Consider the following 25824-nt stretch of genomic DNA (forward strand, 5'->3'; position numbering starts at 1 on the left):
ACGCGTCACCACGCTCAACCGAACTTACGGACAACACATGGAAATCGGACAATACCAACCGAACCTCGACGGCGACGGACTGCGCATCGGCATCGTCCAGTCGCGCTTTAACGAACCCGTCTGCAACGGCCTCGCCGACGCCTGCATCGAAGAACTCGAACGCCTCGGCGTGACGGGCGAAGACGTGCTGCTCGTCACCGTGCCGGGCGCACTCGAAATCCCGCTGGCGCTGCAAAAGCTCGCCGAAAGCGGTCAGTTCGACGCCCTGATCGCGCTCGGCGCGGTCGTGCGCGGCGAAACGTACCACTTCGAGCTCGTCTCGAACGAAAGCGGCGCGGGCATCTCGCGCGTCTCGCTCGACTTCAACGTGCCCATCGCGAACGCCGTGCTCACCACCGAGAACGACGAGCAGGCCGTGGCCCGCATGACCGAGAAGGGTCGTGACGCCGCGCGTGTCGCCGTGGAAATGGCGAACCTGACGGTGGCGTTGGAGCAGCTCGACGGCGGCGATGACGACGACGAAGAAGACGAGGAAGACGAAGAGGAACAGCAATGAAGAGCGCGCGCCGCCGCTCCCGCGAACTGGCCACGCAGGGGTTGTATCAGTGGCTGCTGTCGGGTGTGCCCGCCGGCGAGATCGACGCGCAGCTGCGCGGTTCGCAGGGCTACGACAAGGCCGATCACGAGCATCTGGACGCGATCCTGCACGGCGTCATCCGCGAGTCAGACGAACTGTCCGCCTCCATCACGCCGTGCCTCGACCGTCCGATCGAGCAGCTTTCGCCCGTCGAACGCGCGGTGCTGCTCGTCGCGACCTACGAGTTCAAGCATCACGTCGACATTCCGTACCGCGTCGTGATCAACGAGGCGGTCGAGCTCACGAAGACCTTCGGCGGCTCGGACGGCTACAAGTACGTGAACGGCGTGCTCGACAAGCTCGCGGCGCAACTGCGCGCCACCGAAGCGCAAAACGCCCGCAAGTCGTAATAACGCGAGCCGCCGGGGCAAGCGGGTGCGCCTGAGCGCCCTGCCCCGCGCGCCGCGTGACCTGTCAGTACTGGAAAGACCCGCATGAACACCGTTGCCGAACCGCTGCTGCGGCTAGCCGCGCGCGTCGACGAGATCCAGCCTTTCTACGTCATGGAACTGGCGAAGGAAGCCGCGAAGCTCGAGCGCGCTGGACGCGACATCATCCACATGGGTATCGGCGAGCCGGACTTCACGGCGCCCGAGCCCGTCGTCGAGGCGGCCGCCGCCGCGCTGCGCCGCGGCGTCACCCAATACACGAGCGCGCTCGGCATCCACGCGCTGCGCGAGGCGATCGCCGCGCACTACCAGCACGCGTACGGCCTCACGGTCGACCCCGCGCGCATCGTCGTAACGGCCGGCGCCTCGGCGGCGCTCCTGCTCGCCTGCACCGCGCTCGTCGACCGCGACGACGAAGTGCTGATGCCCGACCCCTGCTATCCGTGCAACCGCCACTTCGTGGCCGCCGCGGAAGGCAAGCCGGTGCTCGTGCCGAGCGGCCCGGAAGCGCGCTTCCAGCTCACCGCCGCCGATGTCGAACGCCTGTGGTCGCCGCGCACGCGCGGCGTGCTGCTCGCCTCGCCGTCGAACCCCACCGGCACCTCGATCGAGCCCGACGAACTCAAGCGCATCGTGCAGAGCGTGCGCGCGCGCGGCGGCTTCACGATCGTCGACGAAATCTATCAAGGCCTGTCGTACGACACGCCGCCCGTCTCCGCGCTGTCGTTCGGCGACGACGTGGTGACCGTCAACAGCTTCTCGAAGTACTTCAACATGACCGGCTGGCGTCTGGGCTGGCTCGTGGTACCGCCCTCGCTGGTCGGCGCATTCGAAAAACTCGCGCAGAACCTGTTCATCTGCGCGTCGGCGCTCGCGCAGCATGCCGCGCTCGCTTGCTTCGAGCCGGACACGCTGAAGCTTTACGAAGGACGCCGGCTCGAATTCAAGCGCCGCCGTGACTTCATCGCGCCGGCGCTCGAGTCGCTCGGCTTCACGGTACCTGTAATGCCCGACGGCGCGTTCTACGTCTACGCCGACTGTTCGAACGTCGCGCACCCCGCCGCTGGCGACAGCGACGCGCTCACGCGCGCGATGCTGCACGACGCGGGCACGGTGATGGTGCCCGGCATGGACTTCGGCGTCGCCGCGCCGCACCAGTACGTGCGGCTCTCGTATGCCACGGCGTACGAGCGCCTGGAGGAAGCGGTCGAGCGGCTGCATACGTTCTTCGGACACTGATCCGCCGTGCTCGAGAAATAGAAAAAGGCACCCGAGGGTGCCTTTTTCGTTTCGTCCGGTCTTTCAGCCAGAACTCAAGCGCCCAGCTCGGACGAAGCGTGCTTCTGGGCCGTCGTGCTGGTGCTGGCGTCGTCCTGATCGGAACCGCTCGCGGACGACGACTTATCGACGATCGCGTGGGCGTTGTCGAGCGTCACGTGCACGCGCTTCTCGCCGTTGACGCTCGCCACCTTCTGCGGCGCAGACGTGCTGGCCGTGGTGGTGACGGGCGCCTGCGGCGCGTTGATCGGCACGTTGCGGCCGCGTGCGACGTCGCGCAGACGCCCGCGCTCGGCCATCACCTTGGCGCCGTAGCCGCCGTCGTCGGGCGAACTCGAACCGACGTAGAGACGCAGGCCGCCCGGCAGCGAACCGCCGCGCGCGATGCAATCCTTGAGCACCAGCGCGCCGACCTTGATGTTCGCGAGCGGATCGAGCGCCGCGCGCTGGCCGCCGAAGTACTGGAACTTGTCCGAGTGCACCTTCGACATGACCTGCATGAGGCCCTGTGCGCCCACGCCGCTTTCGGCGTATGGGTTGAAGCCCGATTCGATCGCCATCACGGCGAGCAGCAACAGCGGATCGAGCCCCACTTCACGGCCGGTGTCGAATGCCGCTTTCACGAGTTCGCCGACCGGCTCCTGCGCCACACGGTAGCGGCGAGCCAGAAAGGTGGCGACGAGCGCCTGCTCGCGCGCCGAAACGAGCGCGCGGTCGTCGCGTGCGTCGGGCGTGATGCGCTGGGGCGGAATCATGCGCGCAAGCGAACCGACGCTGGTCGGCAGCGCACGCGGATCGAGGCCGTTGAGCGTCACGGCGTCGAGCGTGGCGATGCCGCCGTTCGACACCGAGGTCGCGACCTTCGCGACCGTGCCGTTGGAGCCCATGGGCGAAATGCCCGTGGCGCCGACAGGGCCGGCCGCACCGGCATCGGGCGCGAGTGCCGTGGGCAGCATTGTGCCGTCGGCGTTGTCGTCGTTGTTCATCACGCCGGGGGGCGCGAACGAGGGCAGCGGGTTGCCTTGCAGCAGACGTGCCGGGCCGGCCTGGACCGCCGCCGAGACGAACGGCATCACCCGCGCGGCCAGCGTGCCGCGCCACGTGGGCAGCAGCCAGAGGGCAACCGCGAACACAACGGCACAACCGCCAACAATGCTGAACAGGTGATGGCTAAGACGCGTGCCACGACGCAGCAGCGCACGCAGGCCAAGCGCTACACGCTCGTCGGCGCGCCACCACGATAACCAGGTATTCATCTACAGATCTCCCCATGTTGCATGATCCGGCTCAGGGGTCGGCACGAGGCAGACGGCCAATCACAGGATCAAGACATCGCGCGCCCTGGCTGGTGCGGCAGCGATGTCGGGAAAACGGCAAGTTCGCCGTGGGTGGAACTCCTTTTGGGCAACCAGGCACGCAATGTGCGCGCGCCGGGAGTTCTCACGCGAAAAGCCAGCGCGAAGGGGCGCTGACGAGGACAACCAATCTAGACCGTATGCAAGCCGTGCAGGGGTTCGGCAAAACGGCGACGCGTTGCGTCTGAAGGGCCGGGAAGGTGGTTAAAAATTTCAAACCCTGCAACCAATGTGGACGGATTCTAGCAGCCTGTTATAGATCGTCAATACTATAGAATGTCAAATCTATAACTAATTGTAATGATGAACACTGTTCAATCCGCCGGAAACCGCGCGCCAAGCGCCTCTGCGGCGTGTTATGCGGATTGGCTACCAGCGTGTGTCAGCCAACACAGGTAAAATCGACAATCGTTACGCCGCGTTTCGTCTGGCTTTAAGCGCCGGCCGCGGACTGCTGCCGCCCTGCAACCGCCGCGCAGATGCACAATCCGGCCCCAAACTGGCCGCGCGAGCCGGCCTGCCGGGCTGCCCACTGAGTTGCCCAAGACTGGCCCCCAATGAAATACAAAGACCTGCGCGACTTCGTTGGTCGCCTGGAGACGCTCGGCGAATTGCGCCGCGTCCCGCAAGCTGTCTCTCCGGTGCTGGAAATGACCGAGCTGTGCGACCGCGTCCTGCGCGCCGGCGGCCCGGCCCTACTCTTTGAGAACCGTTCGACGCACGCGTTCCCGGTGCTCGGCAATCTGTTCGGCACGCCCCGGCGCGTCGCGCTCGGCATGGGCATCGACGCGCCGGAAAGCGGCGGCGACGGCGCCGCGCTCGAGTCGCTGCGCGACGTGGGGCGCCTGCTTTCTGCGCTCAAGGAGCCCGAGCCGCCGCGCGGCCTGAAGGACGCGGGCAAGCTGCTCACGCTCGCCAAGGCCGTCTGGGACATGGCGCCGAGGACCGTGAGCGCGCCGCCCTGCCAGGAGGTCGTCTGGGAAGGCAACGACGTCGATCTCGCAAAGCTGCCGATCCAGACCTGCTGGCCCGGCGACGCCGGCCCGCTCGTCACCTGGGGCCTGACCGTCACGCGCGGTCCCAACAAGACGCGCCAGAATCTCGGCATCTACCGCCAGCAGCTGATTGGCCGCAACAAGCTCATCATGCGCTGGCTTGCGCATCGCGGCGGCGCGCTCGATTTCCGCGAGTTCGCGCTGAAGAACCCCGGCAAGCCTTACCCGGTGGCGGTTGTGCTCGGCGCCGACCCGGCGACGATCCTCGGCGCCGTCACGCCAGTGCCCGACACGCTCTCCGAATACCAGTTCGCGGGCCTGCTGCGCGGCGCCCGCACCGAGCTCGCGAAGTGCCTGACGCCCGGCGTCGACACGCTCCAGGTGCCCGCGCGCGCCGAGATCGTGCTCGAAGGCTTCATCTACCCGCAGGTGGGCGAGCCCGGCCCGGCGCCCGCGGGTGCGCCGCCCCGCCCCGTCAAAGGCGCGAGCGCCGCGTACGAACACGCGCTCGAAGGCCCCTACGGCGACCACACGGGCTACTACAACGAACAGGAGTGGTTCCCCGTCTTCACGGTCGAGCGCATCACCATGCGCCGCGATGCGATCTACCATTCGACATACACGGGCAAGCCGCCCGACGAGCCGGCGGTGCTCGGCGTGGCGCTCAACGAAGTGTTCGTGCCGCTCCTGCAGAAGCAGTTTGCCGAGATCACCGACTTCTATCTGCCGCCCGAGGGGTGCAGCTACCGCATGGCGATCGTGCAGATGAAGAAGAGCTACCCCGGGCACGCAAAACGCGTGATGTTCGGGGTATGGAGCTTCCTGCGCCAGTTCATGTATACAAAGTTCATTGTCGTGGTCGACGATGATGTGGACATCCGCGACTGGAAGGAAGTGATCTGGGCGATCACCACGCGTATCGATCCGGCGCGCGACACCGTGCTCGTGGAGAACACGCCGATCGACTATCTCGACTTCGCTTCGCCGGTGGCCGGCCTCGGCTCGAAAATGGGGCTTGACGCCACCAACAAGTGGCCCGGCGAGACAGACCGCGAATGGGGCCGCGCAATCGAGATGGACGCGGCCGTGAAGACGCGCGTCGACCGCCTCTACGACGAGCTCGGCTTTAGCCGCAGCTGACGCGCCGCGCGATCCGGCGCAACCCGGCGATACCCGGCGTGAGGCCTCGCGCACCACGCCGGCCGATTCATCCGCGACGCCTTTTCGCGACGCCGCGCTTACCGCGTCACGCCTCGTGCATGGCATGAGCCGCGGCGCCAGTGAACCTGAAGGAGACTCGAGGATGATGCCCGCATCGGAGCGCCTGACGCAACTGAACGATCCCGCCCTCTTCAAGACCCGCGCGTACATCGACGGCGAATGGAGCGGCGGTGCGGCCACGTTCGCCGTGCTCGACCCCGCCGACAACGCCGAAATCGCGAGCGTGCCCGACTTCGGCGCCGACGAGGCGCATCGCGCCATCGGCGCTGCGAACGCCGCGCTGCCCGCGTGGCGCGCGAAGACGGGCAAGGAGCGCGCCGCCATCCTGCGGCGCTGGTTCGACCTCGTGATCGAGCACGCCGACGACCTCGCCGCGATCATGACCGCCGAGCAAGGCAAGCCGCTCGCCGAGGCGCGCGGCGAAGTGATCTATGGCGCGTCGTTCCTGGAGTGGTTCGCCGAAGAAGCCAAGCGTGTGAACGGCGACGTGCTCGCGAGCCCCGCCAGCGACCGCAAGCTCGTCGTGCTCAAGCAGCCGATCGGCGTGTGCGCCTCGATCACTCCCTGGAACTTCCCGATCGCGATGATTACACGCAAGGTCGCGCCGGCCATCGCCGCGGGCTGCACGATCGTCGTGAAGCCCGCCGAGCAAACGCCGCTTTGCGCGCTCGCGCTCGCCGAACTGGCGCAGCGCGCGGGCGTGCCCAAGGGCGTGTTCAACGTGCTCACCGCCGACTCCGCGAACTCTATCGCAATTGGCAAAGCCCTCTGCGAGAGCGACATCGTGCGCCATCTCTCGTTCACGGGATCGACGCCGGTGGGCCGCATCCTCATGCAGCAGTGCGCGCCGACGGTCAAGAAACTCGCCCTCGAACTGGGCGGCCACGCCCCCTTCATCGTGTTCGACGACGCCGACCTCGACGCCGCCGTGGAAGGCGCGATGATCTCGAAGTATCGTAACGCGGGCCAGACCTGCGTCTGCACGAACCGCTTCTATGTGCACGAGAAGGTGTACGACGCTTTCGTCGAGAAGCTCGCCGCCGCCTCACGCAAGATCAAGGTGGGCAACGGCTTCGAAGATGGCGTGAGCCAGGGGCCGTTGATCGACGACGCGGCCGTCGCCAAGGTCGAGCAGCACATCAGCGATGCGACCGCCCAGGGCGCGAAGCTCGTGGCGGGCGGCAAGGTCAGCTCGGGGCGCTACGTCGAGCCCACCGTGCTCGCCGACGTCACGCGCGACATGCTGATCGCTCGCGAGGAAACCTTCGGGCCGGTCGCGGCGGTATTCCGCTTCAGTGACGAAGCCGAAGTGATCGGCCTCGCCAACGACACCGAATTCGGCCTCGCCTCGTACTTCTATAGCCGCGACATCGGCCGCGTCTGGCGCGTGGCGGAAGCGCTCGAGTACGGCATGGTCGGGGTGAACACCGGACTCATTTCGAACGAGGTTGCGCCATTCGGCGGCGTGAAGCAGTCGGGTCTCGGGCGCGAAGGTTCGAAGTACGGCATCGACGAATATGTCGAACTGAAGTATCTGTGCATCGGCGTTTGAAGCACGCTTGAACCAGATTTGAGCCGCGACGCCCGCTTCCTCGCGGGCGGGCGTGCGCGGTACGCAGTCCATACCAACAAGAAATCGTTTTCATGTCTCACGTTTCCCTGCTTTCCGACGGCTTTTTTCTGTCGCTTTCGCTTTGCCTCGACATCGGTCTCGTCAACGTCGCCATCATCTCGCTCACGCTCACGCACGGCTTCCGCCCGGGCTTCTGGCTAGGGCTCGGCTCGTGTTTCGGCGACCTCATCTACGCCGCACTCGCGCTTGCGGGCATGGCCGCGCTGCTGCAGTTCTCGGCCGTGCGCTGGATCGTGTGGATCGGCGGCTCCGCCCTGCTGCTCATGCTCACGTGGAAGATGGCGCGCGAAGCGCTCAATCCGGCATCGGCGCCGCCCGTGGAAGGCGAAGCCGATAGCACCGCGCCGCTGCCCAACCCGTGGCGCAGCTTCGGGCGCGGCGTGCTGCTCGCGCTTTCGTCGCCGAGTGCGATTCTCTGGTTTGCGGCTGTCGGCGGCGCGCTCATCGCGAAGTCGGGGGCGACGAGCGCTGGCGCGGCCTCGCTCTTTCTGCTGGGCTTTTTTGCGGGCGGGCTCGGCTGGACCCTGTTTATTTGCGGACTGGCCAGTCATGGCCGCAAACGCGCCGGCACCGGCCTGCTGCGCGCCTGCCACGTGCTTTCGGCGTTGCTGTTCGCGTACTTCTCGTACAGCGTGATCGTGCACGGCTATCGCGAATTGTTCCTGCAGGGCGCGGGCGCGGCGTAATCCGTGTCGGGCGCAGAGTGCGCCGATGTACCGATCTGCGCGCGTCGATCTAGCGCGCCGCGCAGGCGGCGAAAGCGAACACCAAAAACAAACGGCGCAACGCGGCGTGAGCCGGCGTTGCGCCGTTCGTAAAACCTGCAGCCGGGCGGCGTGCGCCGCCCGTCACGCTCAATGACGGTAGTAGCCGTGACCGTAGTAACCGCGGCCGTAGTAGCCGCGGCCATAGCCGTGGTGCCAGTACGGATGGCCGTAGTAGCCGTAGCCGCCGTAGCCACCTACGACGACGGCGGGCGGCGGCGCGTACACCACCGGCGGCGGCGCATAGACCACGGGCGGGGGCGGCGGTGCGTAAACCGGCGCCGCATAGACGGGATAAGCCGGGGCCACCGGAATGCCAATGCCGATACCCACCGAGACGTGCGCCTGGGCCGCGCTGACGAACCCCACACCCAGCGCGGCGGCAACGATGAACGATACGGTCTTTTTCACTTCTCTTCTCCTGGCGGCCGCCAGCGGCGACGCGCATATAACGGGCACTGCCCACGCATTCAATGTATCGAAAACGGCGGCCGTCATTGGTAGCCATTTGTTTCGAATTGCAATCCTGTTTTGGGGGCACTTAATAGCGCGTCAAGCCCGGTGGGCTTGGCTGCCGCGAAAAACCGCCGCGCGCGCGCCCGATCACGCTGCCATTCGTTACAAAAACCAGGGCGCTGTCATTGTTACCTGCGCGAGGGCATCGCGCGGCAAGTCTCCCGGTAATGTTTGATTACAAATTGGTTGACCGCGGCGACGTTCGGGCCACTGCCGCTACGCGCGAGGAGGCTGTAAACGACGATGCCCGGTCCTGGGACCGGGCATCTCATCCGACCAGCCGACGGCGCACAAACCGCCGGCCACGTTAGGCAACCTCTCCGCTATCCGACCTTCACGTAGGTGAACTCGCGCGTGACGTTCGGTGGCACATAGGCGCCGCTGATGCGTACGCGCGGCGTCAGGCGCTTCTTCTGATCCCACCAGCGGCGACGCTGAAAGGGCGTGAGAAACCGCAGATGCTTTCGGTAAGCGAAGATGCTCATGGTGAACTCCCCGAATCGGACTACCGACAGGAACAAACCCAATTGCACGGCTGCAACAACGAAACCGAAACGATGAAAAGTATTGTGCTCAGATTCCGGGACAAAAATTGCAGTGTTGCGAGATAGCCTCACGAGCGCCGTATATGCATAGCGCACTGTTCGTTGCAGCTTCCGCGTGCTGGGTTTGAGTTACTGCGCATAGGTGCGCCGCCAGCCACCAGCAGAAATCGTGCCGCGTCAGGCTACTGGCGCGACGTCGCGCCCATCACTTTCATTTGTAGTCGCACCGCCAGCGCGTGATCGGTACGAAAGCGAACATTTCGTGCGCGGCGCGGCCCCGGCGCAACACTCGCGCCGTGAGGCGCCCGCCTGGCGAGTTCCGTCGGAAACACTGTAGCCGTTCGCGGAAAAGCCTGCCGTGAGTGCAGCCAATTTGCGCGGCGCGCACATCGGAAGCCGCGGCCGCCGCCGCGCGCCGGGCCCTCCCGGCAGCATCGATCGCGGATACTGGCAAGGCGTGAGCCGTGGTAATGTGGCGACGGCGCGCGCATCGCAACGGCGGGCAACGCGCGCCCATGGGACTCACCGACGAGCACGCACAATGATCAAGGTCAGCATCCTCTATCCGTATCGCGAGAACGGGCGTTTCGACACCGGGTACTACTGCACGCACCACATGCCGCTCGCGGCGAAGCTCTTTGGCGAATCGCTCAAGGGCTGGTCGGTCGACATCGGCATCAACGCCGGGCCGCCGGGCACGCCGCCGCCGTACGTCGCGGCCGGCCACTTCCTGTTCGAGACGGCCGATGCGTTCTACGCGGTGTTTCAGCCGCATGCCGACACACTCCTCGACGACATTCCCAACTACACCGACGGCGGAAATGGCACCATTCTGGTCAGCGAGGTCAAGGTGACCGTCTAACGTGCTCCGCGCGGTTGAATGGGGCGAGCGGAAGCCCCGCATGACCTTTTATCGGCCGCCACACGCCAAGCGCGCCGCCACCCACACAAGAAGGAAACAACACCGATGTTCGGCGATATCGCCCGCTTTCTGCTCAATACGGTCTTCACGCTGTTCGGCGCCGCCCTGCTGCTGCGCGCCTGGCTCCAGTACGTGCGTGTGCCGCCGTACAACCCCGTGACCCACGCGATCCAGCAGGTCACCAACTGGCTGGTCCTGCCGCTGCGGCACGTGATTCCCGGCGTGCGCGGCATCGACTGGGCGAGCGTAGTCGCCGCGCTGATCGCGGCCATCGCCTACGTGCTGCTGATGGTATGGATCGCGGGCGTGGACCCATTGGGTCTTTTGCCGACGCTTCTGATCGTCGCCGTGCTCACGCTCGTGAAATGGGCGCTCAACCTGCTGATCTGGCTGACGATCCTGATGGCGCTGCTCTCGTGGCTCAACCCGCGCTCGGCGGCAATGCCCGTGCTGTTCCAGCTGACGGCGCCGTTCCTCAACCCGCTGCGTCGCATCCTGCCGAACCTGGGCGGCCTCGATCTCTCGCCGATTCTGCTCTTCGTGATCGTGCAGGTGCTGCTGATGGTGGTCACCCGCGCGGCGGTTTCGCTCACGCTGTTCGGGATTTGATGACGCATCGGCATACGGTCTGATACATCTGGCGGCGCGCCTGGCGCGCCGCGTTGCCTGAGCGAGTCATTGCGCAAGTAGGCCAAAAACGCGTAAAATAGCGCGCTCTGCGGGCGTCGTATAATGGCCATTACCTCAGCTTCCCAAGCTGATGACGTGGGTTCGATTCCCATCGCCCGCTCCACTTCGGCTTGCCGACCTCTCTTCGAGGCCTGGGCTTTCAAACAGCGCGCCTGCCAGGACACCCCTGGGACGCCAAGCCCGCCCGACCGGCACATGCCGGGCACGACCTGAATTCCTCCGTTGCACAATGCACTCTGGCGCTCCTAGGGTCCTCCCGCACGCGCCGCGAGCTGGCTTGCCGACCCGTATTTCGCTCGACTGCCGCATAACGACTCGCTGCGCGCCCCCAGGCGTACCAGTCCCCGATGGATCAATTTTTCATGTCCCGGCCGAGCGCGATCAGCCTGATCGTGCGCTCGCGCCAAGCTCTCCTCGCCGACGCCGACGAGCGCCCAGCCGCCGAAGCCGAGCGCCTGCGCGCCGCGGCCGCCGACCTCACGCGCCTGCTGTTCGACGTACGCGCCGGGCGTGTGAGCGTGTTCGAGTTGAGCGAACCCACGCGCATGCGGGTCGTCGTTTCAGCCGATTGAAGCGTCGATGGATGCGCGGACCGGAGCGCAGCGAGGCTGCGGCCCTGCCGCGCCACCTCAGCCGCCAGAGCCGTGCGAGCGCGCTGATATAATGCGCGACGGCTTCGGAGCCGCTGGGCTTCGAGCGCGCCGCGCCCGCCTGCCGGGCCAAAGGCCGTCGCCGGTTACGGCGAACGCGAAAGCGGCTCGCAAGGCGTCCGGCCACGACGGCCCGCGTAGCCCCGGCACCCGCGTCGCCGCGACTAGCCCGACATGCCTCGCACCGAGCCGAAGGCGCAGCCCGCCCCCATTATCGACAGCCGCGACATCCGCCGCTCTCACAGCCACCCGCGAAGATGAATCACGATCCCAACGACGCCGCCCGTCCCGACTCCACGCAGTCCGACGCACAAGACGCCGCCTCCGACACGAACGCGCAATCAGGTGCCTCCGCCGACGACGCGCTGCACCACCGCCGCATCCGCAGCTTCGTGACCCGTGCCGGCCGCGTCTCGACCGGCCAGCGCCGCGCGCTCGACGAACTGGGCCCGCGCTTCGTCGTGCCCTACGCGCCCGAAACCGCCGACTGGGACGCCGTGTTTGAACGGCACGCACCGCGCATCCTGGAGATCGGTTTCGGGATGGGCGCGAGCACGGCGGAAATCGCCGCCTTGCGCCGTGAGGACGACTTCCTCGGCGTCGAGGTCCACGAGCCTGGCGTTGGCGCGCTGCTCAAGCTGATCGGCGACCAGAATCTGGAGAACATTCGCATCATCCAGCACGACGCCGTGGAAGTGCTCGAGCACATGATCGCGCCGGCGAGCCTCGACGGCGTGCACATCTTCTTCCCCGATCCGTGGCACAAGGCCCGCCATCACAAGCGCCGCCTGATTCAGCCGAAGTTCGTCGCGCATCTCGTCTCGCGCATGAAGCCGGGCGCATACCTGCACTGCGCGACCGACTGGCAGAACTACGCCGAGCAGATGCTCGAAGTGCTCAGCGCGGAGCCCGCGCTCGAGAATACGGCCGCCGACTACGCGCCGCGACCCGACTACCGCCCGGTGACGAAGTTCGAGCGACGCGGCCTGCGGCTCGGACACGGCGTGTGGGATCTCGTGTTCCGCCGCCGCGCGGACTGAAACCGGGAACCGCATGGAAGAACGGGCGCCGTGATGTCACGCGGCGCCCGTTGCGTTTTTAGTCGTCCCAGCCTAGCCCGCCGCCATAGCCGAACAGCAGGACCACGAGACCGAAAGCGATCCGGTACCACGCGAAGGCGGTGAAATCGTGCGAAGCCACGAAGCGCAGCAGCCAGCGCACACACGCGAACGCGCTGACGAACGCGGCGACGAAGCCGATGCCGAAGAGCCCGAGCCAGTCCACGGAAAGCTCGTGCCAGCTCTTGCACAGCTCATAAACGGTCGCGCCGAAGATCACGGGAATCGCAAGGAAGAACGAGAATTCGGTCGCGACACGCCGCTCGAGGCCGAACAGCATCGCGCCGATGATGGTCGAGCCCGAACGCGACATGCCCGGAATCAGCGCGAAGCACTGCGCGCAGCCCACCTTGAAGGCATCGAGCGGCGTGATCTCGTCAATCGAGGTCACGCGCGCGCTGCGCTGCTCGGCGACCGGCAGTCCCTTCGGACCACGCAGGCGATTTTCGACCCACAGGATGACGAGGCCGCCGCCAACAAGGGCGAACGCCACCGGCACCGGCGCGAAGAGCACCGACTTGATCGTCTTCTCGAACATCAGACCAAGCACGACTGCCGGAATGGTGGCGACGATCACGTTGAGCGTGAAGCGCCGCGCATCGGGCCGAGAGGGCAACCCTACGACCACCTCTCCGATTTTGCGCCGGAACTCCCAGCACACGGCGAGGATCGCGCCGAACTGGATCACCACGTAGAAGGTCTTGGCATACTCGCCGTCGAAGTTGAGCAAGCTGCCGACGACGATCAGATGCCCCGTACTCGAAACGGGCAGAAATTCCGTCAGCCCTTCGACGATGCCGAGAATCAAGGCCTTGCAGGTCAAAATCCAGTCCATCCCTTTTATCCCTTTTGTTTGAGCGTCGGGACGGCGCACGCCGCGCCACGCGACCGACGACGGCCGCGTGCGCCGGCGTTTCGTCGGCTACTTCTCGACGATCTGCACGCGTATGCCGTTTGTAAGGATGGTGATTGTACCGGGTTCGTAGTTGACGCCGGCAAATTGGAGCTGGTCGGGCTTGAACGTATAGACGGGGTAATTGTTGAGCAGCTGGGTGGCGACGAGCGCGGCGACCGCGCTCACCTGCGGCGCGTAGGCGGCGGCGTTGCCCGCCATGTCGACGCCATCGACCGAAGGCGAGCGCAGCACCACCGCGCGGCTCGCGCTGTCGTAGGCGAGTTCGCTCGACACCGTGAACGCGCCGCTCACGGGCTGCTGCATCAACGGGCTTTCGAGGTGCGCGTCGAGCCGCACGGCCACGCGATTGCGATCGGGCTGCAGCGTCACGACGGGGTTCGTGAGCGAGACGTCGATAATCTGCTGCATCGAGCGGTGATAGGGAAACTTGCGCTGCACCGCGTCCTGCACCTGCTGCTGCGAAAACGTGTAGTGATCGGGAATGAACGGGAAAATCCCCGTCGCACACGCGCCGAGCGACATCGCCGTACCCGCCGCAGCGCAGGCTGTGAACAGGAAGGCGCGCCGGGAAACGCGCGTTGCGGTGTGGACCATGCGAAATCTCCTTGTTGGGCCGGGACTGGCGCGCCGTCATTCTGGCGCATGGCGGCTGGCCGACGCAGTTTGCGCCGGGTTCAGCACGAGACTGGCGCTTGCGGCTGGGTTTGCGGCTGGGTTTGCGCCTCGAGACGCGTGAGCCAGACAATCGCCTCCTCGCGCGACTCGCCGCACATCTCGGGCTGCGGCTGCAGCCCTGAGCAGCACGCCGGCCGCAACGGCGAGCCGAAGATCATGCACCGCAGGTCCTCGCCGAGTTGAACACAACGCACGCCGGCTGGCTTGCCTTGAGGCATGCCCGGAATCGGGCTAGTAATAGACGGCGCGATGCAGCACGCGCCGCAACCGGGACGGCAGGCATGCCCTGAGGCATCGGCGGGAAAAACGCTACTCACTTCGGCTTCCTGGAACTCTGACAGATTGTGTCCGCGCGGCGACGGACCAGACGGCATTGTGCCATTGCCCGCATGCGACCTTTTTACACAATCGCTTCTTCCTACGCGCTCGTACACTTTGTCCATCTGGCGCTGTAGGACAAGGGACAGGCCACCTGTGCGCGGCGTTCCGCGGCGCCGGACGCTGCCCACCCGTGCGCCGCCCTTCCCAGTGAGCTTTGCATGAGCGACGCAGACCTGCTCTTTCGCCCCGACCTGCTTGCCAAATACGGCGCCAACGGCCCGCGCTACACGTCCTACCCCACCGCCCTGCAGTTCCGCGACGACTTCGATCCCGCCGACTACCGCCGCGCCGCGGCCGATCCGGGCGCGAGCGAAACCGACCTCTCGCTGTACTTCCACATTCCGTTCTGCGACACCGTCTGTTTCTATTGCGGCTGCAACAAGGTCATCACGAAGAACCGCGGCCGCGCGAAACCGTATCTCGCGCAGATGATCCGCGAAGTGGAACTGCAGGCGGCGCTGTTCGACACGAAGCGCCCCGTTTCGCAGCTGCATTGGGGCGGCGGCACACCCACCTTTCTCTCGCTGGAGGAAATGAGCGCGCTCATGGCCGCCACGCGCGAACACTTCGCGCTGCAGCCCGACGATACCGGCGAATACTCGATCGAGATCGACCCGCGCGAAGCCACGGCGCAGACCATCGCGCATCTGCGTTCGCTCGGCTTCAACCGGCTGAGCCTCGGCGTTCAGGACTTCGATCCGGTCGTGCAGAAGGCGGTCAACCGCATCCAGCCGCTCGAGCTGACCGTCGACGTCATGAACGCCGCGCGCGCGAACGGCTTCGAATCGATCAGCGTCGATCTGATCTACGGCTTGCCGCACCAGAACGTCAAAACCTTCGGCCGCACGCTCGAGACGATGTTGCTGCTCGCGCCCGATCGCATCTCGGTGTTCGGCTACGCGCACATGCCGCATCTGTTCAAGATGCAGCGTCAGATGGACGAAGCGACCTTGCCCACGCCCGCGGAGCGCATGGCGCTGCTGCGGCTCGTGATCGAGCAGCTCACCGAGGCGGGCTACGTCTACATCGGCATGGATCATTTCGCACTGCCCACCGACGAACTCGCGCGCGCCCAGGCGCAGCGCACGCTGCACCGCAATTTCCAGGGTTACAGCACGCGCGCCGACTGCGACCTGATCGGCTTTGGCGCCTCGGCGATCGGCAAGGTCGGCGACGTCTACGCGCAAAACGCGAAGGATCTGATCGGCTACGGCGCGGCGATTGGCGCGGGCAGGCTCGCGACCGCGAAGGGCGTGCGCCTCACTGCCGATGACCGTCTGCGCCGCGACATCATCACGGAACTCATGTGCAATCTCGAACTGCGTTACGACGAGTTCGAGGCCATCTACGGCGTGCGTTTTCCGGCGGCCTTTGCGGGCGAACTCGAACGGCTGCGCGAGTTCGAACGCGACGGGCTCGTTGCGCGCAGCGCCGACCGCCTCGAGGTGCTGCCCGCCGGGCGCATGCTGGTGCGCAATATCGCGATGGTGTTCGACCGCTACCTTGGCGCGCAGCAGCCAGAACGATTCTCGCGGACGATTTGACGGCTTGCCGGCGCCGCGTAGTTGCCTGAGCGGGCGATTTGCGTCATAATCTCGGGCTACTTCGAGCGCTTGCATGTTCGCGCTCGGGTGCGAAAAATGAGCAAAAGCACACTAACGCACCCAAACACACGCCTCGGTGGTGAAATTGGTAGACGCGCCGGACTCAAAATCCGGTTCCGAAAGGAGTGCCGGTTCGATTCCGGCCCGAGGCACCAGAATGCTTTCCGGCAGTATCCGCCGGAATCCTGAAACCCGCGAAAGCTCAAGGCTTCGCGGGTTTTTTGTTGCCGGCTTGAATCCGGCACGCCCTTCTTTGGACGAAGATCAAGCGTCCCGCGGATGTCGCACGGCGTGCCGCGCCCCGCTGCTATCGTTGTCGAAGTTATTGAGATAGCAAACCGGGAGCCCACGATGGACCGCATTTTCATGACGCGAGAGGAAGCCATACGCATCCTCATCGAGGCCCACGAATCGGTCTCAGGACGCGCTGCCGCAACGTTGATCCGATCGAACGCAGACAGATCCGCCAGGCTCGAAGCGCTGGACCGGCTGCTGCTCGACGTGCGCGCGGGCCGGGTCGACGAATTTCGCACCTGGCCAGAGGACAGCACCTGCGTCTCGATCACTGACTGACGCAGGTCCGCCGCACGAGCCTCAGCGCAAATTCGTCTGCGCCAGCTCCACCACCTCGTCTCCGCGCCCGCTCAGCACCGCACGCAGCATGTAGAGGCTGAACCCTTTCGCCTGCGCCCACTGCAGCTTCGGCGGCATGGCCAGTTCGTGCTTCGTCGTCACCACGTCGACGAGCGCCGGGCCTGCGTGCGAGAACGCCGCGCGCAACGCCTCATCGAGCGCTTCAGACGTCTCCACACGCACGCTGAAGAGACCCGCGCCTTTCGCGATATCCGCGAAGTTGGTGGCCGCCAGATCGGTGCCCGTCTCCACATAGCCGCCCGCCTTCATCTCCATCGCGACAAAACCGAGCGAGCTATTATTCAGGACAACGATCTTGATCGGCAGATCGAGCTGGCGCGCCGTGAGAATGTCGCCGAGCAGCATCGAAAGGCCGCCGTCGCCGGAGAGCGAGACCACCTGGCGCCCGGCGTGCGCTGCCTGCGCGCCGAGTGCCTGCGGCATGGCGTTCGCCATCGAGCCGTGGTTGAACGAGCCGTGCAGGCGGCGCCGGCCGTTCATCGTCAGGTAGCGCGCGGCCCAGAGCGTGGGCGTGCCGACGTCGACCGCGAAGATCGCATCGTCCTCGGCGAGCGCGTCCAGACGCGCCACCACATACTGCGGATGCAGCGGCTTGCCGGCGGCTGCCGGGCGCGCGAGTTCGTCGAGTCCCTTGCGCGCGTTCGCATAGTGCTCGCGCGCATGCTCGATGAAGCGCCGGTCGGTCTTGCGCGTGAGCTTCGGTGTGAGCGCGCGCAACGTTTCGCGTACGTCGCCGGTGAGCCCGAGCGTGAGCGGCGCGCGTTTGCCGAGCGCGGCGGCGTCGCGGTCGATCTGCACGATATTCGCGTGCTGCGGATAGAAGTTGCGATACGGGAAGTCGGTGCCGAGCATGACGAGCGTGTCGCACGACATCATCGCGTGGTAGCCCGAGCTGAAGCCGATCAGACCGGTCATGCCCACGTCGTATGGGTTGTCCCATTCGACGTACTGCTTGCCGCGCAGCGCATGCACCGTCGGCGCGCCGAGCGCGTCCGCGAAGGCCACCACTTCGTCATGCGAGCCCTTGCAGCCGCTGCCGCACAGCAGCGTCACCGCTTCGGAGCGATTGAGCAGCTCGGCTAGCCGGTCGATATCCGCCGACGAAGGCAAGGTCGCCGGACGCGCCGCCTGGGCCCATGCCGGCTCCTCGTCGGACGCGTCCAGAAGCGCCACGTCGCCGGGCAGCACGATCACGGCGACGCCCTTCTGATCGATCGCGGTGCGCAGCGCGGTGTCGAGCACGCGTGGGAACTGCGAGGCGTTCGTCACCAGTTCCACGTAATGGCTGCACTCGCGGAAGAGTTCGGTCGGGTGCGTCTCCTGGAAGTAGCCGAGGCCGATCTCCGTCGAGGGAATGTGCGCCGCGATCGCGAGCACGGGCGAGCGGTTGCGATGGCAGTCGTAAAGACCGTTGATGAGATGCAGGTTGCCGGGCCCGCAACTGCCCGCGCACACCGCGAGCCGGCCGGTCGCCGCTGCCTCGGCGCCCGCCGCAAAGGCGGCGACTTCCTCGTGCCGCGTGTGCATCCAGCGGATCGTGCCGAGCTTGCGCAGGCTCGCCGACAAGCCGTTCAGGCTGTCGCCCGTCACGCCCCAGATGCGCTCGACGCCGACTGCCTCGAGTGTTTTCGCCAGATGATCCGCTATCGTCTTCGCCATGGTGTTCTCCACGTGAGCCGTATGGCGCAGCGCGCGCACCGAGGCCGGGCGCTGCGCGAGAAGAAAATTGGGGGCAAGTATTCAGGCGTCCGGGTCCTGCAACTGCGCCGGACCTGCCAATACCCTGCGCTACGTTACGCCATCCGCTCGAAATACGCGGTCAAGCCGTGCGAAGCGGACAGGCGGCGGACACGGCGGCGCGGAACACGTCGCCACGGATAAAATACCCGGCTCTACGCTGTTCGCCGTCCGTCATGAATCTCGAAAGCATTCTCTTCACCCAGGGTTTCGGCTCACGCCGCCAATGCCGCGCGCTCATCGCCGACGCGCGGGTCGCCGTCGCGGGCGCGCCGTGCACCAACCCGCTCGCAACATTCGACACGGCCAGCCTGGTCTTCAGCGTGGACGGCACGCCGTGGCCGTTTCACGAGCGCGCCTACATTGCGCTCAACAAGCCCGCGGGCTATGAGTGCTCGCGCGATCCGCAGCATCACTTGAGCGTGTTTCATCTGCTGCCGACGCAGTTCGCGCAGCGCAACGTGCAATGCGTCGGCCGCCTCGATCAGGATACGACCGGCCTCCTGCTGCTTTCCGACGATGGCCAGTTCGTCCACGCCTTCACGTCGCCCAAACGCAAGGTGCCGAAGGTCTACGTGGCGAGCACGCGCCATCCACTCGACGACACCCAGCTCAAGGCCCTGCGCGAAGGCGTGCTGCTGCACGGCGAGCGCGAGCCGAGCGCCGCGGTCGCCGCCAACGCACGTGCAGACCACGAGCTGGAACTGACCGTGCTCGAAGGCAAATATCATCAGGTCAAACGGATGGTGGCCGCCGCCGGCAACCGTGTCGAGGCGCTCCACCGCGAGCGCATCGGCGGCTTTTCCCTGCCCGCCGGTCTGGCGCCGGGCGCCTGGCAATGGCTCGACGCCGCCGCGCTCGACGCGTTGCGCAACAACGGGTAAACCACCACCGGGCGGCACGAGCGCCCGCCGCTCAGTGCGTCGACGCACCGATGCTTGCAAACAGGCATCGCTTTCGCCGCGCCGCAGCATGTCCTTGCCGAGCTTCCGCCCTATACTCGTCTCAAGAACGATTACAAGTTGCAAGGAGGGGCATCATGATCATCAACGGCTCATTCGGAATCTCATTCGTGTTGATGGCCTTCATGGCGCTAGGGGCGGTTCTGATTGGGGGCCTGCTCGCGTCGATGCATATGCGACATCAGTATCATCCGAACCTCATCGGGGCGCTCATCGGAGCGCTATTGTGCTTCCTCCTGCTCGAAGCGCTGCCGGCCATCACGTGAACGGCACGCTTTGCGCCGCGCCGCCCGCCCGGAGTCACGGGTGCGGCGGCAGCGTGCGCAAGAACGCATCTACGTCGGGATAACGCAAACGCGCGCGCAGTTCGCGCTTGAGGCGCGTATTGGCGAGCCGTCTCGACTCCCGCATGAACGACAGCAAGACCGGCTCGAGTTCGCGCTCGGCCTCGGCGCGGCTCACGCGCGGCGCGCGCGCGAGGCCGAAGGCATCGGCCACGCGGTCGAAATACTCGCCCATCTTCAGTTCGCTGTCGTCCGTCGCGTGGATCGTGCGCCCCGGGCGGCCATGCGTTGCGAGGCGCAGAAGAATCGCCGCGAGGTCGTCTGCGTGGATGTGGCTCGTGTAGACGTCGTCGCTCGCTATGAGCGCCGGCGTGCGCTTCTCGAGCCGGGCGAGCGGGAGGCGGTTCGCGGCGTAAATGCCGGGAATGCGCGCGATCGTCGCGCTGAGCGCGCCGCGCGCCGTGGCGCGGCGCAATTGCCGTTCGGCCGACACCCGGCGTATGGCGCGGGCGTTGGCGGGCTGCACTGTGCGTGTTTCGTCGATGCGCGCGCCGCCGCAATCCCCGTACACCCCCGTCGTGCTTGCGTAGACGAGCCTCGGGCGTTCGAGGCGCTTGCGCCGGGCGCGGGAAAATCGCCGGATGCGCTCGGGTACAATGACGGATGCTCCAAAGGCTGCGGCATGGCCGAAAGCGCTGCGGCGAATGCGGTCCACCAGGCAATGCAATGGGGGCCGCAATGCGCGCGGCGCCGCGCCAGCCAGCGCAGGCCGCGACACCGCGCGACGCCGCGCCGCAAGCGCTGCGATCAGGCGGCGCGTGCGCAGGTCGTCGTCGCCGGATTTTTGCGGTGGCGCGAGGTGCAGTACGGTGTCAGCCAGGCCCGCGATCCGCGCGAGACTCGTGCGGGAATCGAGGTCGCCGCGTACCGGCGTTGCGCCCGCGGCCCGCACCGCGTCTGCGCGCTCGGCACGGCGCGTGAGCGCAAATACGCGCGCGCGGTCTGGCCGCTCGCGCAACTGGGCGACGGCGCGCAGGCCGACGTCGCCGCAACCGACAATCAGGATGCGCGCACGGCGCAAGGTTCGTGTGGCAATCATAGTGGAACCATTTTAGCGGCCCGGGCCTCGCGGCGAGGGCCGGCAAGGAAACGCGGCAACTTACTCAAAGCGACCCGCGACCGGATTCAACCCTCGGATACAGACTTACGCTTCCCTGAATATGGCTTTCAACGTAACGCTCAAGCAAAGCGGCCGGCAATTCCAGGTCGAGCCCGACGAACCCATTCTCAACGCGGCCCTGCGCCAAGGCATCGGCCTGCCGTATGGCTGCAAGAACGGCGCATGCGGCTCGTGCAGGGGCACGGTCTGCAACGGCGAAGTCGAGCAGCGCGCCCACGCGGCGTCGGCGCTCTCCAATGACGAAAGAACGCGCGGCATGGCCCTCTTCTGCTGTGCGACGGCGCAAACCGACCTCGAAATCGATATCCGCGAAGTGGCGGGCGTGGGCGACGTGCAGGTGCGCAAGCTGCCTACCCGCATCGCCGCCATCGAGCGCCGCGCCGACGATGTCGTCGTCCTCAAGCTGCAACTGCCCGCCAACGAGCGCCTGCAGTATCTCGCCGGCCAGTACCTCGAATTCATCCTCAAGGACGGCACGCGCCGCAGCTACTCCATGGCAAGCGCGCCGCACGAGGAAGGCCCGATCGAGCTGCACATCCGCCACATGCCGGGCGGCAAGTTCACCGATCACGTCTTCTCGCAGATGAAGGAGCGCGACATCCTGCGCTTCGAGGCGCCGCTCGGCACCTTCTTCCTGCGCGAAGAATCCGCTAAGCCGATCGTGCTGCTCGCCTCCGGCACCGGCTTCGCGCCGCTCAAGGCGATCGTCGAGCACGCGGTCCACAAGAACCTGAACCGCCCGATGACGCTCTACTGGGGCGCGCGCCAGAAGAAGGACCTGTACCTGATGGATCTCGCCGAGCAATGGGCGAAGGAGATCCCGAACTTCCGCTTCGTGCCGGTGCTCTCCGAGCCTGCAGCCGGCGACAACTGGACCGGCCGCACGGGATTCGTGCACCGCGCCGTGATCGAGGATCTGCCCGATCTTTCTGGCCACCAGGTCTATGCGTGCGGCGCGCCGGTGATGGTGGAGTCCGCGCAGCGCGACTTCACGCAGCACCATGGCCTGCCCGAAGACGAGTTTTACGCGGACTCGTTCACGAGCGCCGCCGACCTCGCGAACGCCGTCTGAAGCTCGCCCGAGTGGGTCGTTGCGTGTGCAATGCATCGACCCGCCGGGCAGCCGTCACGAAAAATTCTTCGGCCGCCTGGAAAAATTCGGCACATTGATGGTTTACATCGCCATTCGGCTTGTCGTATTCTTGCGCCCATGAACTGCATCCTGTCCGCCCTTCGACGTCGCCGCTCGCCCCATCTTTAGGGCCTGGCTACTCGCGGACGCGCGTTGTACTTCTCAACGCACAGCAAGTTCGAATCACGAAAGCCACGGCCAGTCCGTGGCTTTTTGTTTTTCCGCCGTATCTTTTTCAACCCTAGTGCAGCCCCAACGCGGAGCCCGTTGCCATGAATTATTCCGAATACCCGATCGAGTCGCTGATGTACATCACCAACCGGCCCGAAATCGTTTTCACGCATGGCAAGGGGTCGTGGCTCTACGACAACGAAGGCAAGCGATACCTGGACTTCATCCAGGGTTGGGCCGTCAACAGCCTCGGGCACTGCAACGAAGGCATGATCGAGGCGATGGAGAAGCAGGCGCGCCTGCTCATCAACCCGTCGCCGGCCTTCTACAACGAGCCGATGGCGAAGCTCGCGGGCCTGCTCACCGAGCACAGCTGCTTCGACAAGGTGTTCTTCGCCAACAGCGGCGCCGAAGCCAACGAAGGCGCGATCAAGCTCGCGCGCAAGTGGGGCAAGAAGCATCGCGACGGCGCCTACGAGATCATCACGTTCGACCACAGCTTCCACGGCCGCACGATCGCGACGATGTCGGCGAGCGGCAAGCCGGGCTGGGACACGATCTACGCACCGCAAGTGCCGGGCTTCCCGAAGGCCGACCTGAACGACATCGCCTCGGTTGAAAAGCTCATCACAGCGAAGACCGTCGCCGTGATGCTCGAGCCGATCCAGGGCGAAGGCGGCGTGATTCCCGCCACGCGCGAATTCATGCAGCAACTGCGCGCACTCACGAAGAAGCACGGCATCCTGCTGATCGTCGACGAAGTGCAGAGCGGCTGCGGCCGTGCGGGCACCCTCTTCGCCTACGAACTCTCGGGCGTCGAGCCGGACATCATGACGCTCGGCAAGGGCATTGGCGGCGGCGTGCCGCTCGCGGCGCTGCTCGCGAAGAAGGAAATCGCCGTGTTCGAAGCGGGCGACCAGGGCGGCACGTACAACGGCAACCCGCTGATGACGGCCGTGGGCTATTCGGTGATCTCGCAACTGGTTGCGCCCGGCTTTCTCGAAGGCGTGCGCGCGCGCGGCGAGTATCTGCGCGAAAAGCTGCTCGAGCTTTCGGCCGAACGCGGCTTCCAGGGCGAGCGTGGCGAAGGCTTGCTGCGCGCGCTGCTGCTCGGCAAGGACATCGGGCCGGAGATCGTCGAGAAGGCGCGCCTGATGCAGCCGGACGGCCTGCTGCTCAACGCCGCGCGCCCGAACCTGCTGCGCTTCATGCCGGCGCTGAACGTGACGACGCAGGAAATCGACCAGATGATGGCGATGCTGCGCACGATCCTCGACTCGCTGTAATCGGGGGGAGCGGGAGCGATGTCCGTCACGATCCGCGTGTTCAGCGAAGCCGATACCGAAGCGGTGATCGCGCTCTGGCTGCAGGCGTTTCCCGAGTACAACGATGCGAGCCGGCCGCATCGCAATCCGCGTCTGTCGATCGCGAACAAGCTCGGCACGCAGCCGGAGCTTTTCTTCGTTGCCACGCGCGACGTCGACGGCACGCTCGTCGGCACGGCAATGGCAGGCTACGACGGGCATCGCGGCTGGCTCTATTCGGTCGCCGTTGCGCCCGAAGCGCGGCGCCATGGCCTCGGCACGCGGCTCGTGCGCCATGCGGAAAACGCGCTCGCCGCGCTGGGGTGCCTGAAGCTCAACCTTCAGGTGCTCACCGACAAGGCCGAGGTGCTCGCGTTCTACGAGCGGCTTGGCTATCGCGCCGATGCCGTGGTGAGTCTCGGCAAGCGGCTCGCCGTGCAGGAGTCCGAAGCGCTCGTCTGAGCCTCATTGGTCGACGTCATGAAAAAAGCCGCATGGGTTTCGCACCCATGCGGCTTTTGTTTTGATGCGGCCGCGCGGACCGCAATGCAATGCAGCTTACTCGCCCAGGTACGCGGCGCGCACCTTCGGATCGTCGAGCATCTGCTTGGCCTCGCCTTCCATCGTCACGAGGCCCGAGTCCATCACGTAGCCGCGATTGGCGGCCTGCAGCGCGAGACGTGCATTCTGCTCCACGAGCAGAACGGTGATGCCTTCCGACGAGATCGTGCGCACTACTTCGAAGATCTTCTCGACCATGATCGGCGAAAGACCCATCGACGGCTCGTCGAGCAGCAAAAGCTTCGGCTTGCTGATGATCGCGCGCGCCATGGCCAGCATCTGCTGCTCGCCGCCCGAGAGCGTGCCTGCGAGCTGCGTCGCGCGTTCCTTCAGGCGCGGGAAGAAGCCGAACATGCGCTCGACGTCCTTCTGGATGCCGTCGTTGTCGCTGCGCAGGTACGCGCCCATCTGCATGTTTTCGAGAATCGACATGCGCGCGAAGATGCCCCGGCCTTCCGGCACCATCGCGAGGCCGCGTTTGAGCAGCTCATGCGCGGGCACGCCCTTGATCGACTGGCCCATGTACTCGATGTCGCCAGCCGAGTACGGCTTCAGACCCGTGATCGCCTTCATTGTCGTGGTCTTGCCCGCGCCGTTCGCGCCGATCAGCGTGACGAGTTCGCCCGCGCGAACGTCCATGTCCACGCCCTTGACCGCCTGGATTCCGCCGTAGTTGACCTGCAGACCCTTGATTTTCAGAACCGATGTCGACATTAGTGAACCCCCGCACCCAGATATGCCTCGATCACCTTCGGGTCCTTCTGCACGTCATGCGGCAGCCCTTCGGAGATCACCTTGCCATAGTCGAGCACTGTCATCCGGTTGCACAGGCCCATCACCAGTTTCACGTCGTGCTCGATCAGCAGGATGGTCTTGCCATCGGCGCGGATCTTGTCGAGCAGGCGCGTGAGTTCCACCTTCTCGGTCGCGTTCATGCCGGCCGCCGGCTCGTCGAGCGCGAGCAGCTTCGGGTCGGTCGCGAGCGCGCGCGCGATTTCCAGACGGCGCTGGTGGCCATACGAGAGATTGCGCGAGGTGTAGTCCGCGTATTGCGCGATGCCCACGTATTCGAGCAGCTCGATCGCGCGTTCCTTGATCTCGCGCTCTTCCTTGCGCTCCGCCGGCGTTTGCAGCACCGCACCGATCAGGCCGTGCTTCGTGCGCACGTGGCGGCCGACCATCACGTTTTCGAGCGCCGTCATGCCGCCGAACAGACGAATGTTCTGGAAGGTACGCGCGATGCCGGCCTTCGCCACCTGATAAACGGCGGTCGGCGTATAAGCCGTGCCATCGAGCTTGAATTCGCCCGAATCAGGCGTGTAGAGACCGGTAATCACGTTGAAGAACGTCGTCTTGCCGGCGCCGTTCGGGCCGATCAGGCCGTAGATCGTGCCTTCCTCGATCTGCAGGCCGACGTCGGACAGCGCCTGCAGGCCGCCGAAGCGTTTGTTCACGCCCTTCACGGACAGGCGGATAGGTTTGTTGCTCATGTGGTGTTCTCTCCTGTGTCGACCAGAGTTGGCGCTTGAGCGCTTACTCTGGTCCCACGC

The 25824-nt window shown here is 65.8% G+C and carries 28 protein-coding genes and 2 tRNA genes; 20 read left to right on the forward strand and 10 right to left on the reverse strand.

From position 1 onward, the window contains the following. The first annotated feature begins 37 nt into the window (after positions 1-37). From ribH to A3CW_RS0120485, 3 genes are all read left to right on the forward strand, one after another. The gene (ribH, locus tag A3CW_RS0120475; RefSeq protein ID WP_028205232.1) at positions 38-556 is read left to right on the forward strand and encodes a 6,7-dimethyl-8-ribityllumazine synthase; all 519 of its coding nucleotides are present in this window, start codon (positions 38-40) and stop codon (positions 554-556) included. Beyond that, positions 553-987, forward strand: a complete 435-nt coding sequence (gene nusB, locus A3CW_RS0120480; RefSeq protein ID WP_028205233.1) for a transcription antitermination factor NusB — start codon at positions 553-555, stop codon at positions 985-987. Before ribH ends, nusB begins: the two co-directional genes overlap by 4 nt. A gap of 84 nt (positions 988-1071) precedes the next feature. Continuing rightward, positions 1072-2265, forward strand: coding sequence for a pyridoxal phosphate-dependent aminotransferase (locus A3CW_RS0120485; protein WP_028205234.1), 1194 nt, complete (start codon positions 1072-1074; stop codon positions 2263-2265). 74 nt (positions 2266-2339) lie between these two features. Here A3CW_RS0120485 and A3CW_RS0120490 read toward each other — a convergent pair whose 3' ends face one another. Further along, positions 2340-3560, reverse strand: coding sequence for a transglycosylase SLT domain-containing protein (locus A3CW_RS0120490; protein ID WP_028205235.1), 1221 nt, complete (start codon positions 3558-3560; stop codon positions 2340-2342). 656 nt (positions 3561-4216) lie between these two features. Here A3CW_RS0120490 and A3CW_RS0120495 point away from each other — a divergent pair. The 3 genes from A3CW_RS0120495 (at position 4217) to A3CW_RS0120505 (ending at position 8194) form a co-directional block, all read left to right on the forward strand. Then, complete coding sequence (locus tag A3CW_RS0120495; RefSeq protein WP_028205236.1) at positions 4217-5794, forward strand: UbiD family decarboxylase; 1578 nt, start codon at positions 4217-4219, stop codon at positions 5792-5794. Positions 5795-5960: 166 nt separating this feature from the next. Continuing rightward, on the forward strand, positions 5961-7427 hold the full coding sequence (locus A3CW_RS0120500; protein ID WP_407669758.1) for an NAD-dependent succinate-semialdehyde dehydrogenase: 1467 nt from the start codon (positions 5961-5963) through the stop codon (positions 7425-7427). 92 nt (positions 7428-7519) lie between these two features. Continuing rightward, positions 7520-8194 (forward strand): LysE family translocator, encoded by a 675-nt coding sequence (locus A3CW_RS0120505; RefSeq protein WP_028205238.1) that lies wholly within the window; start codon positions 7520-7522, stop codon positions 8192-8194. Between the two features lie 168 nt (positions 8195-8362). On the opposite strand, the gene A3CW_RS0120510 is transcribed toward A3CW_RS0120505, so the two are convergent. After that, positions 8363-8683, reverse strand: coding sequence for a hypothetical protein (locus A3CW_RS0120510; protein ID WP_028205239.1), 321 nt, complete (start codon positions 8681-8683; stop codon positions 8363-8365). Here A3CW_RS0120510 and A3CW_RS52435 point away from each other — a divergent pair. Continuing rightward, positions 8661-8963, forward strand: coding sequence for a hypothetical protein (locus A3CW_RS52435; RefSeq protein WP_154677992.1), 303 nt, complete (start codon positions 8661-8663; stop codon positions 8961-8963). The genes A3CW_RS0120510 and A3CW_RS52435 overlap by 23 nt on opposite strands. Positions 8964-9111: 148 nt before the next feature. On the opposite strand, the gene A3CW_RS53360 is transcribed toward A3CW_RS52435, so the two are convergent. Continuing rightward, positions 9112-9273, reverse strand: a complete 162-nt coding sequence (locus A3CW_RS53360; RefSeq protein ID WP_165822777.1) for a hypothetical protein — start codon at positions 9271-9273, stop codon at positions 9112-9114. A gap of 601 nt (positions 9274-9874) precedes the next feature. Here A3CW_RS53360 and A3CW_RS0120520 point away from each other — a divergent pair. The 5 genes from A3CW_RS0120520 (at position 9875) to trmB (ending at position 12635) form a co-directional block, all read left to right on the forward strand. Beyond that, positions 9875-10195, forward strand: coding sequence for an EthD family reductase (locus A3CW_RS0120520; RefSeq protein ID WP_028205240.1), 321 nt, complete (start codon positions 9875-9877; stop codon positions 10193-10195). Between the two features lie 105 nt (positions 10196-10300). Beyond that, positions 10301-10864, forward strand: a complete 564-nt coding sequence (locus A3CW_RS0120525; RefSeq protein ID WP_028205241.1) for a YggT family protein — start codon at positions 10301-10303, stop codon at positions 10862-10864. A 109-nt stretch (positions 10865-10973) separates the two neighbouring features. Continuing rightward, positions 10974-11048, forward strand: a tRNA-Gly gene (locus A3CW_RS0120530). Between the two features lie 259 nt (positions 11049-11307). Further along, entirely contained in the window at positions 11308-11517 is a 210-nt protein-coding gene (locus A3CW_RS0120535; RefSeq protein WP_154677993.1) for a hypothetical protein, read from the forward strand. A 335-nt stretch (positions 11518-11852) separates the two neighbouring features. Next, on the forward strand, positions 11853-12635 hold the full coding sequence (gene trmB, locus A3CW_RS0120540) for a tRNA (guanosine(46)-N7)-methyltransferase TrmB (protein ID WP_028205243.1): 783 nt from the start codon (positions 11853-11855) through the stop codon (positions 12633-12635). A gap of 58 nt (positions 12636-12693) precedes the next feature. On the opposite strand, the gene A3CW_RS0120545 is transcribed toward trmB, so the two are convergent. The 3 genes from A3CW_RS0120545 to A3CW_RS0120555 all read right to left on the reverse strand — a co-directional run bounded on the left by A3CW_RS0120545 (position 12694) and on the right by A3CW_RS0120555 (position 14621). Then, a complete protein-coding gene (locus A3CW_RS0120545) occupies positions 12694-13548 on the reverse strand; it encodes an undecaprenyl-diphosphate phosphatase (protein ID WP_028205244.1) in 855 nt (284 codons plus the stop codon). A gap of 87 nt (positions 13549-13635) precedes the next feature. Beyond that, positions 13636-14223 (reverse strand): DUF1439 domain-containing protein, encoded by a 588-nt coding sequence (locus A3CW_RS0120550; RefSeq protein ID WP_028205245.1) that lies wholly within the window; start codon positions 14221-14223, stop codon positions 13636-13638. A gap of 80 nt (positions 14224-14303) precedes the next feature. Further along, entirely contained in the window at positions 14304-14621 is a 318-nt protein-coding gene (locus A3CW_RS0120555) for a YkgJ family cysteine cluster protein (protein WP_028205246.1), read from the reverse strand. Between the two features lie 222 nt (positions 14622-14843). On the opposite strand from A3CW_RS0120555, the gene hemN reads away from it, so the two are divergent. The 3 genes from hemN (at position 14844) to A3CW_RS50265 (ending at position 16862) form a co-directional block, all read left to right on the forward strand. Beyond that, positions 14844-16229, forward strand: a complete 1386-nt coding sequence (hemN, locus tag A3CW_RS0120560; RefSeq protein ID WP_028205247.1) for an oxygen-independent coproporphyrinogen III oxidase — start codon at positions 14844-14846, stop codon at positions 16227-16229. A 130-nt stretch (positions 16230-16359) separates the two neighbouring features. Further along, a tRNA-Leu gene (locus A3CW_RS0120565) sits at positions 16360-16444 on the forward strand. A 196-nt stretch (positions 16445-16640) separates the two neighbouring features. After that, positions 16641-16862 (forward strand): hypothetical protein, encoded by a 222-nt coding sequence (locus A3CW_RS50265; RefSeq protein ID WP_063750851.1) that lies wholly within the window; start codon positions 16641-16643, stop codon positions 16860-16862. Between the two features lie 21 nt (positions 16863-16883). Here the strand turns inward: A3CW_RS50265 and poxB are convergent, their stop codons facing one another. Next, the gene (gene poxB / locus A3CW_RS0120575; RefSeq protein ID WP_028205248.1) at positions 16884-18602 is read right to left on the reverse strand and encodes a ubiquinone-dependent pyruvate dehydrogenase; all 1719 of its coding nucleotides are present in this window, start codon (positions 18600-18602) and stop codon (positions 16884-16886) included. A gap of 254 nt (positions 18603-18856) precedes the next feature. Here poxB and A3CW_RS0120580 point away from each other — a divergent pair, with 254 nt between their 5' ends. Then, on the forward strand, positions 18857-19564 hold the full coding sequence (locus tag A3CW_RS0120580; protein ID WP_028205249.1) for a pseudouridine synthase: 708 nt from the start codon (positions 18857-18859) through the stop codon (positions 19562-19564). 155 nt (positions 19565-19719) lie between these two features. After that, the gene (locus tag A3CW_RS0120585) at positions 19720-19908 is read left to right on the forward strand and encodes a hypothetical protein (RefSeq protein WP_028205250.1); all 189 of its coding nucleotides are present in this window, start codon (positions 19720-19722) and stop codon (positions 19906-19908) included. Between the two features lie 34 nt (positions 19909-19942). Here A3CW_RS0120585 and A3CW_RS0120590 read toward each other — a convergent pair whose 3' ends face one another. Beyond that, the gene (locus tag A3CW_RS0120590) at positions 19943-21025 is read right to left on the reverse strand and encodes an NAD-dependent epimerase/dehydratase family protein (RefSeq protein ID WP_028205251.1); all 1083 of its coding nucleotides are present in this window, start codon (positions 21023-21025) and stop codon (positions 19943-19945) included. A gap of 121 nt (positions 21026-21146) precedes the next feature. On the opposite strand from A3CW_RS0120590, the gene A3CW_RS0120595 reads away from it, so the two are divergent. From A3CW_RS0120595 to A3CW_RS0120605, 3 genes are all read left to right on the forward strand, one after another. Continuing rightward, complete coding sequence (locus A3CW_RS0120595; RefSeq protein WP_028205252.1) at positions 21147-22178, forward strand: CDP-6-deoxy-delta-3,4-glucoseen reductase; 1032 nt, start codon at positions 21147-21149, stop codon at positions 22176-22178. Between the two features lie 332 nt (positions 22179-22510). Next, positions 22511-23695, forward strand: coding sequence for an acetylornithine transaminase (locus A3CW_RS0120600; protein ID WP_028205253.1), 1185 nt, complete (start codon positions 22511-22513; stop codon positions 23693-23695). 18 nt (positions 23696-23713) lie between these two features. Further along, positions 23714-24175: a GNAT family acetyltransferase gene (locus A3CW_RS0120605; protein WP_028205254.1), complete on the forward strand. Its 462-nt coding sequence runs from the start codon at positions 23714-23716 to the stop codon at positions 24173-24175. Positions 24176-24271: 96 nt separating this feature from the next. Here A3CW_RS0120605 and A3CW_RS0120610 read toward each other — a convergent pair whose 3' ends face one another. Both A3CW_RS0120610 and A3CW_RS0120615 read right to left on the reverse strand, forming a co-directional pair. Next, positions 24272-24988, reverse strand: a complete 717-nt coding sequence (locus A3CW_RS0120610; protein WP_028205255.1) for an ABC transporter ATP-binding protein — start codon at positions 24986-24988, stop codon at positions 24272-24274. Continuing rightward, the gene (locus A3CW_RS0120615) at positions 24988-25764 is read right to left on the reverse strand and encodes an ABC transporter ATP-binding protein (RefSeq protein WP_028205256.1); all 777 of its coding nucleotides are present in this window, start codon (positions 25762-25764) and stop codon (positions 24988-24990) included. Before A3CW_RS0120615 ends, A3CW_RS0120610 begins: the two co-directional genes overlap by 1 nt. Positions 25765-25824 lie beyond the last annotated feature (60 nt).

Source organism: Paraburkholderia nodosa DSM 21604, assembly GCF_000519185.1.
In the GTDB taxonomy this organism is placed as follows: domain Bacteria; phylum Pseudomonadota; class Gammaproteobacteria; order Burkholderiales; family Burkholderiaceae; genus Paraburkholderia; species Paraburkholderia nodosa.

Bases quoted from the DNA above. Each gene is read 5' to 3' on its own strand.
- ribH (WP_028205232.1), top strand. From the start codon at position 38: ATGGAAATCGGACAATACCAACCGAACCTCGACGGCGACGGACTGCGC.
- nusB (WP_028205233.1), top strand. From the start codon at position 553: ATGAAGAGCGCGCGCCGCCGCTCCCGCGAACTGGCCACGCAGGGGTTG.
- A3CW_RS0120485 (WP_028205234.1), top strand. From the start codon at position 1,072: ATGAACACCGTTGCCGAACCGCTGCTGCGGCTAGCCGCGCGCGTCGAC.
- A3CW_RS0120490 (WP_028205235.1), bottom strand. From the start codon at position 3,560: ATGAATACCTGGTTATCGTGGTGGCGCGCCGACGAGCGTGTAGCGCTT.
- A3CW_RS0120495 (WP_028205236.1), top strand. From the start codon at position 4,217: ATGAAATACAAAGACCTGCGCGACTTCGTTGGTCGCCTGGAGACGCTC.
- A3CW_RS0120500 (WP_407669758.1), top strand. From the start codon at position 5,961: ATGCCCGCATCGGAGCGCCTGACGCAACTGAACGATCCCGCCCTCTTC.
- A3CW_RS0120505 (WP_028205238.1), top strand. From the start codon at position 7,520: ATGTCTCACGTTTCCCTGCTTTCCGACGGCTTTTTTCTGTCGCTTTCG.
- A3CW_RS52435 (WP_154677992.1), top strand. From the start codon at position 8,661: ATGAACGATACGGTCTTTTTCACTTCTCTTCTCCTGGCGGCCGCCAGC.
- A3CW_RS53360 (WP_165822777.1), bottom strand. From the start codon at position 9,273: ATGAGCATCTTCGCTTACCGAAAGCATCTGCGGTTTCTCACGCCCTTT.
- A3CW_RS0120520 (WP_028205240.1), top strand. From the start codon at position 9,875: ATGATCAAGGTCAGCATCCTCTATCCGTATCGCGAGAACGGGCGTTTC.
- A3CW_RS0120525 (WP_028205241.1), top strand. From the start codon at position 10,301: ATGTTCGGCGATATCGCCCGCTTTCTGCTCAATACGGTCTTCACGCTG.
- A3CW_RS0120535 (WP_154677993.1), top strand. From the start codon at position 11,308: ATGTCCCGGCCGAGCGCGATCAGCCTGATCGTGCGCTCGCGCCAAGCT.
- trmB (WP_028205243.1), top strand. From the start codon at position 11,853: ATGAATCACGATCCCAACGACGCCGCCCGTCCCGACTCCACGCAGTCC.
- A3CW_RS0120545 (WP_028205244.1), bottom strand. From the start codon at position 13,548: ATGGACTGGATTTTGACCTGCAAGGCCTTGATTCTCGGCATCGTCGAA.
- A3CW_RS0120550 (WP_028205245.1), bottom strand. From the start codon at position 14,223: ATGGTCCACACCGCAACGCGCGTTTCCCGGCGCGCCTTCCTGTTCACA.
- hemN (WP_028205247.1), top strand. From the start codon at position 14,844: ATGAGCGACGCAGACCTGCTCTTTCGCCCCGACCTGCTTGCCAAATAC.
- A3CW_RS50265 (WP_063750851.1), top strand. From the start codon at position 16,641: ATGGACCGCATTTTCATGACGCGAGAGGAAGCCATACGCATCCTCATC.
- poxB (WP_028205248.1), bottom strand. From the start codon at position 18,602: ATGGCGAAGACGATAGCGGATCATCTGGCGAAAACACTCGAGGCAGTC.
- A3CW_RS0120580 (WP_028205249.1), top strand. From the start codon at position 18,857: ATGAATCTCGAAAGCATTCTCTTCACCCAGGGTTTCGGCTCACGCCGC.
- A3CW_RS0120585 (WP_028205250.1), top strand. From the start codon at position 19,720: ATGATCATCAACGGCTCATTCGGAATCTCATTCGTGTTGATGGCCTTC.
- A3CW_RS0120590 (WP_028205251.1), bottom strand. From the start codon at position 21,025: ATGATTGCCACACGAACCTTGCGCCGTGCGCGCATCCTGATTGTCGGT.
- A3CW_RS0120595 (WP_028205252.1), top strand. From the start codon at position 21,147: ATGGCTTTCAACGTAACGCTCAAGCAAAGCGGCCGGCAATTCCAGGTC.
- A3CW_RS0120600 (WP_028205253.1), top strand. From the start codon at position 22,511: ATGAATTATTCCGAATACCCGATCGAGTCGCTGATGTACATCACCAAC.
- A3CW_RS0120605 (WP_028205254.1), top strand. From the start codon at position 23,714: ATGTCCGTCACGATCCGCGTGTTCAGCGAAGCCGATACCGAAGCGGTG.
- A3CW_RS0120610 (WP_028205255.1), bottom strand. From the start codon at position 24,988: ATGTCGACATCGGTTCTGAAAATCAAGGGTCTGCAGGTCAACTACGGC.
- A3CW_RS0120615 (WP_028205256.1), bottom strand. From the start codon at position 25,764: ATGAGCAACAAACCTATCCGCCTGTCCGTGAAGGGCGTGAACAAACGC.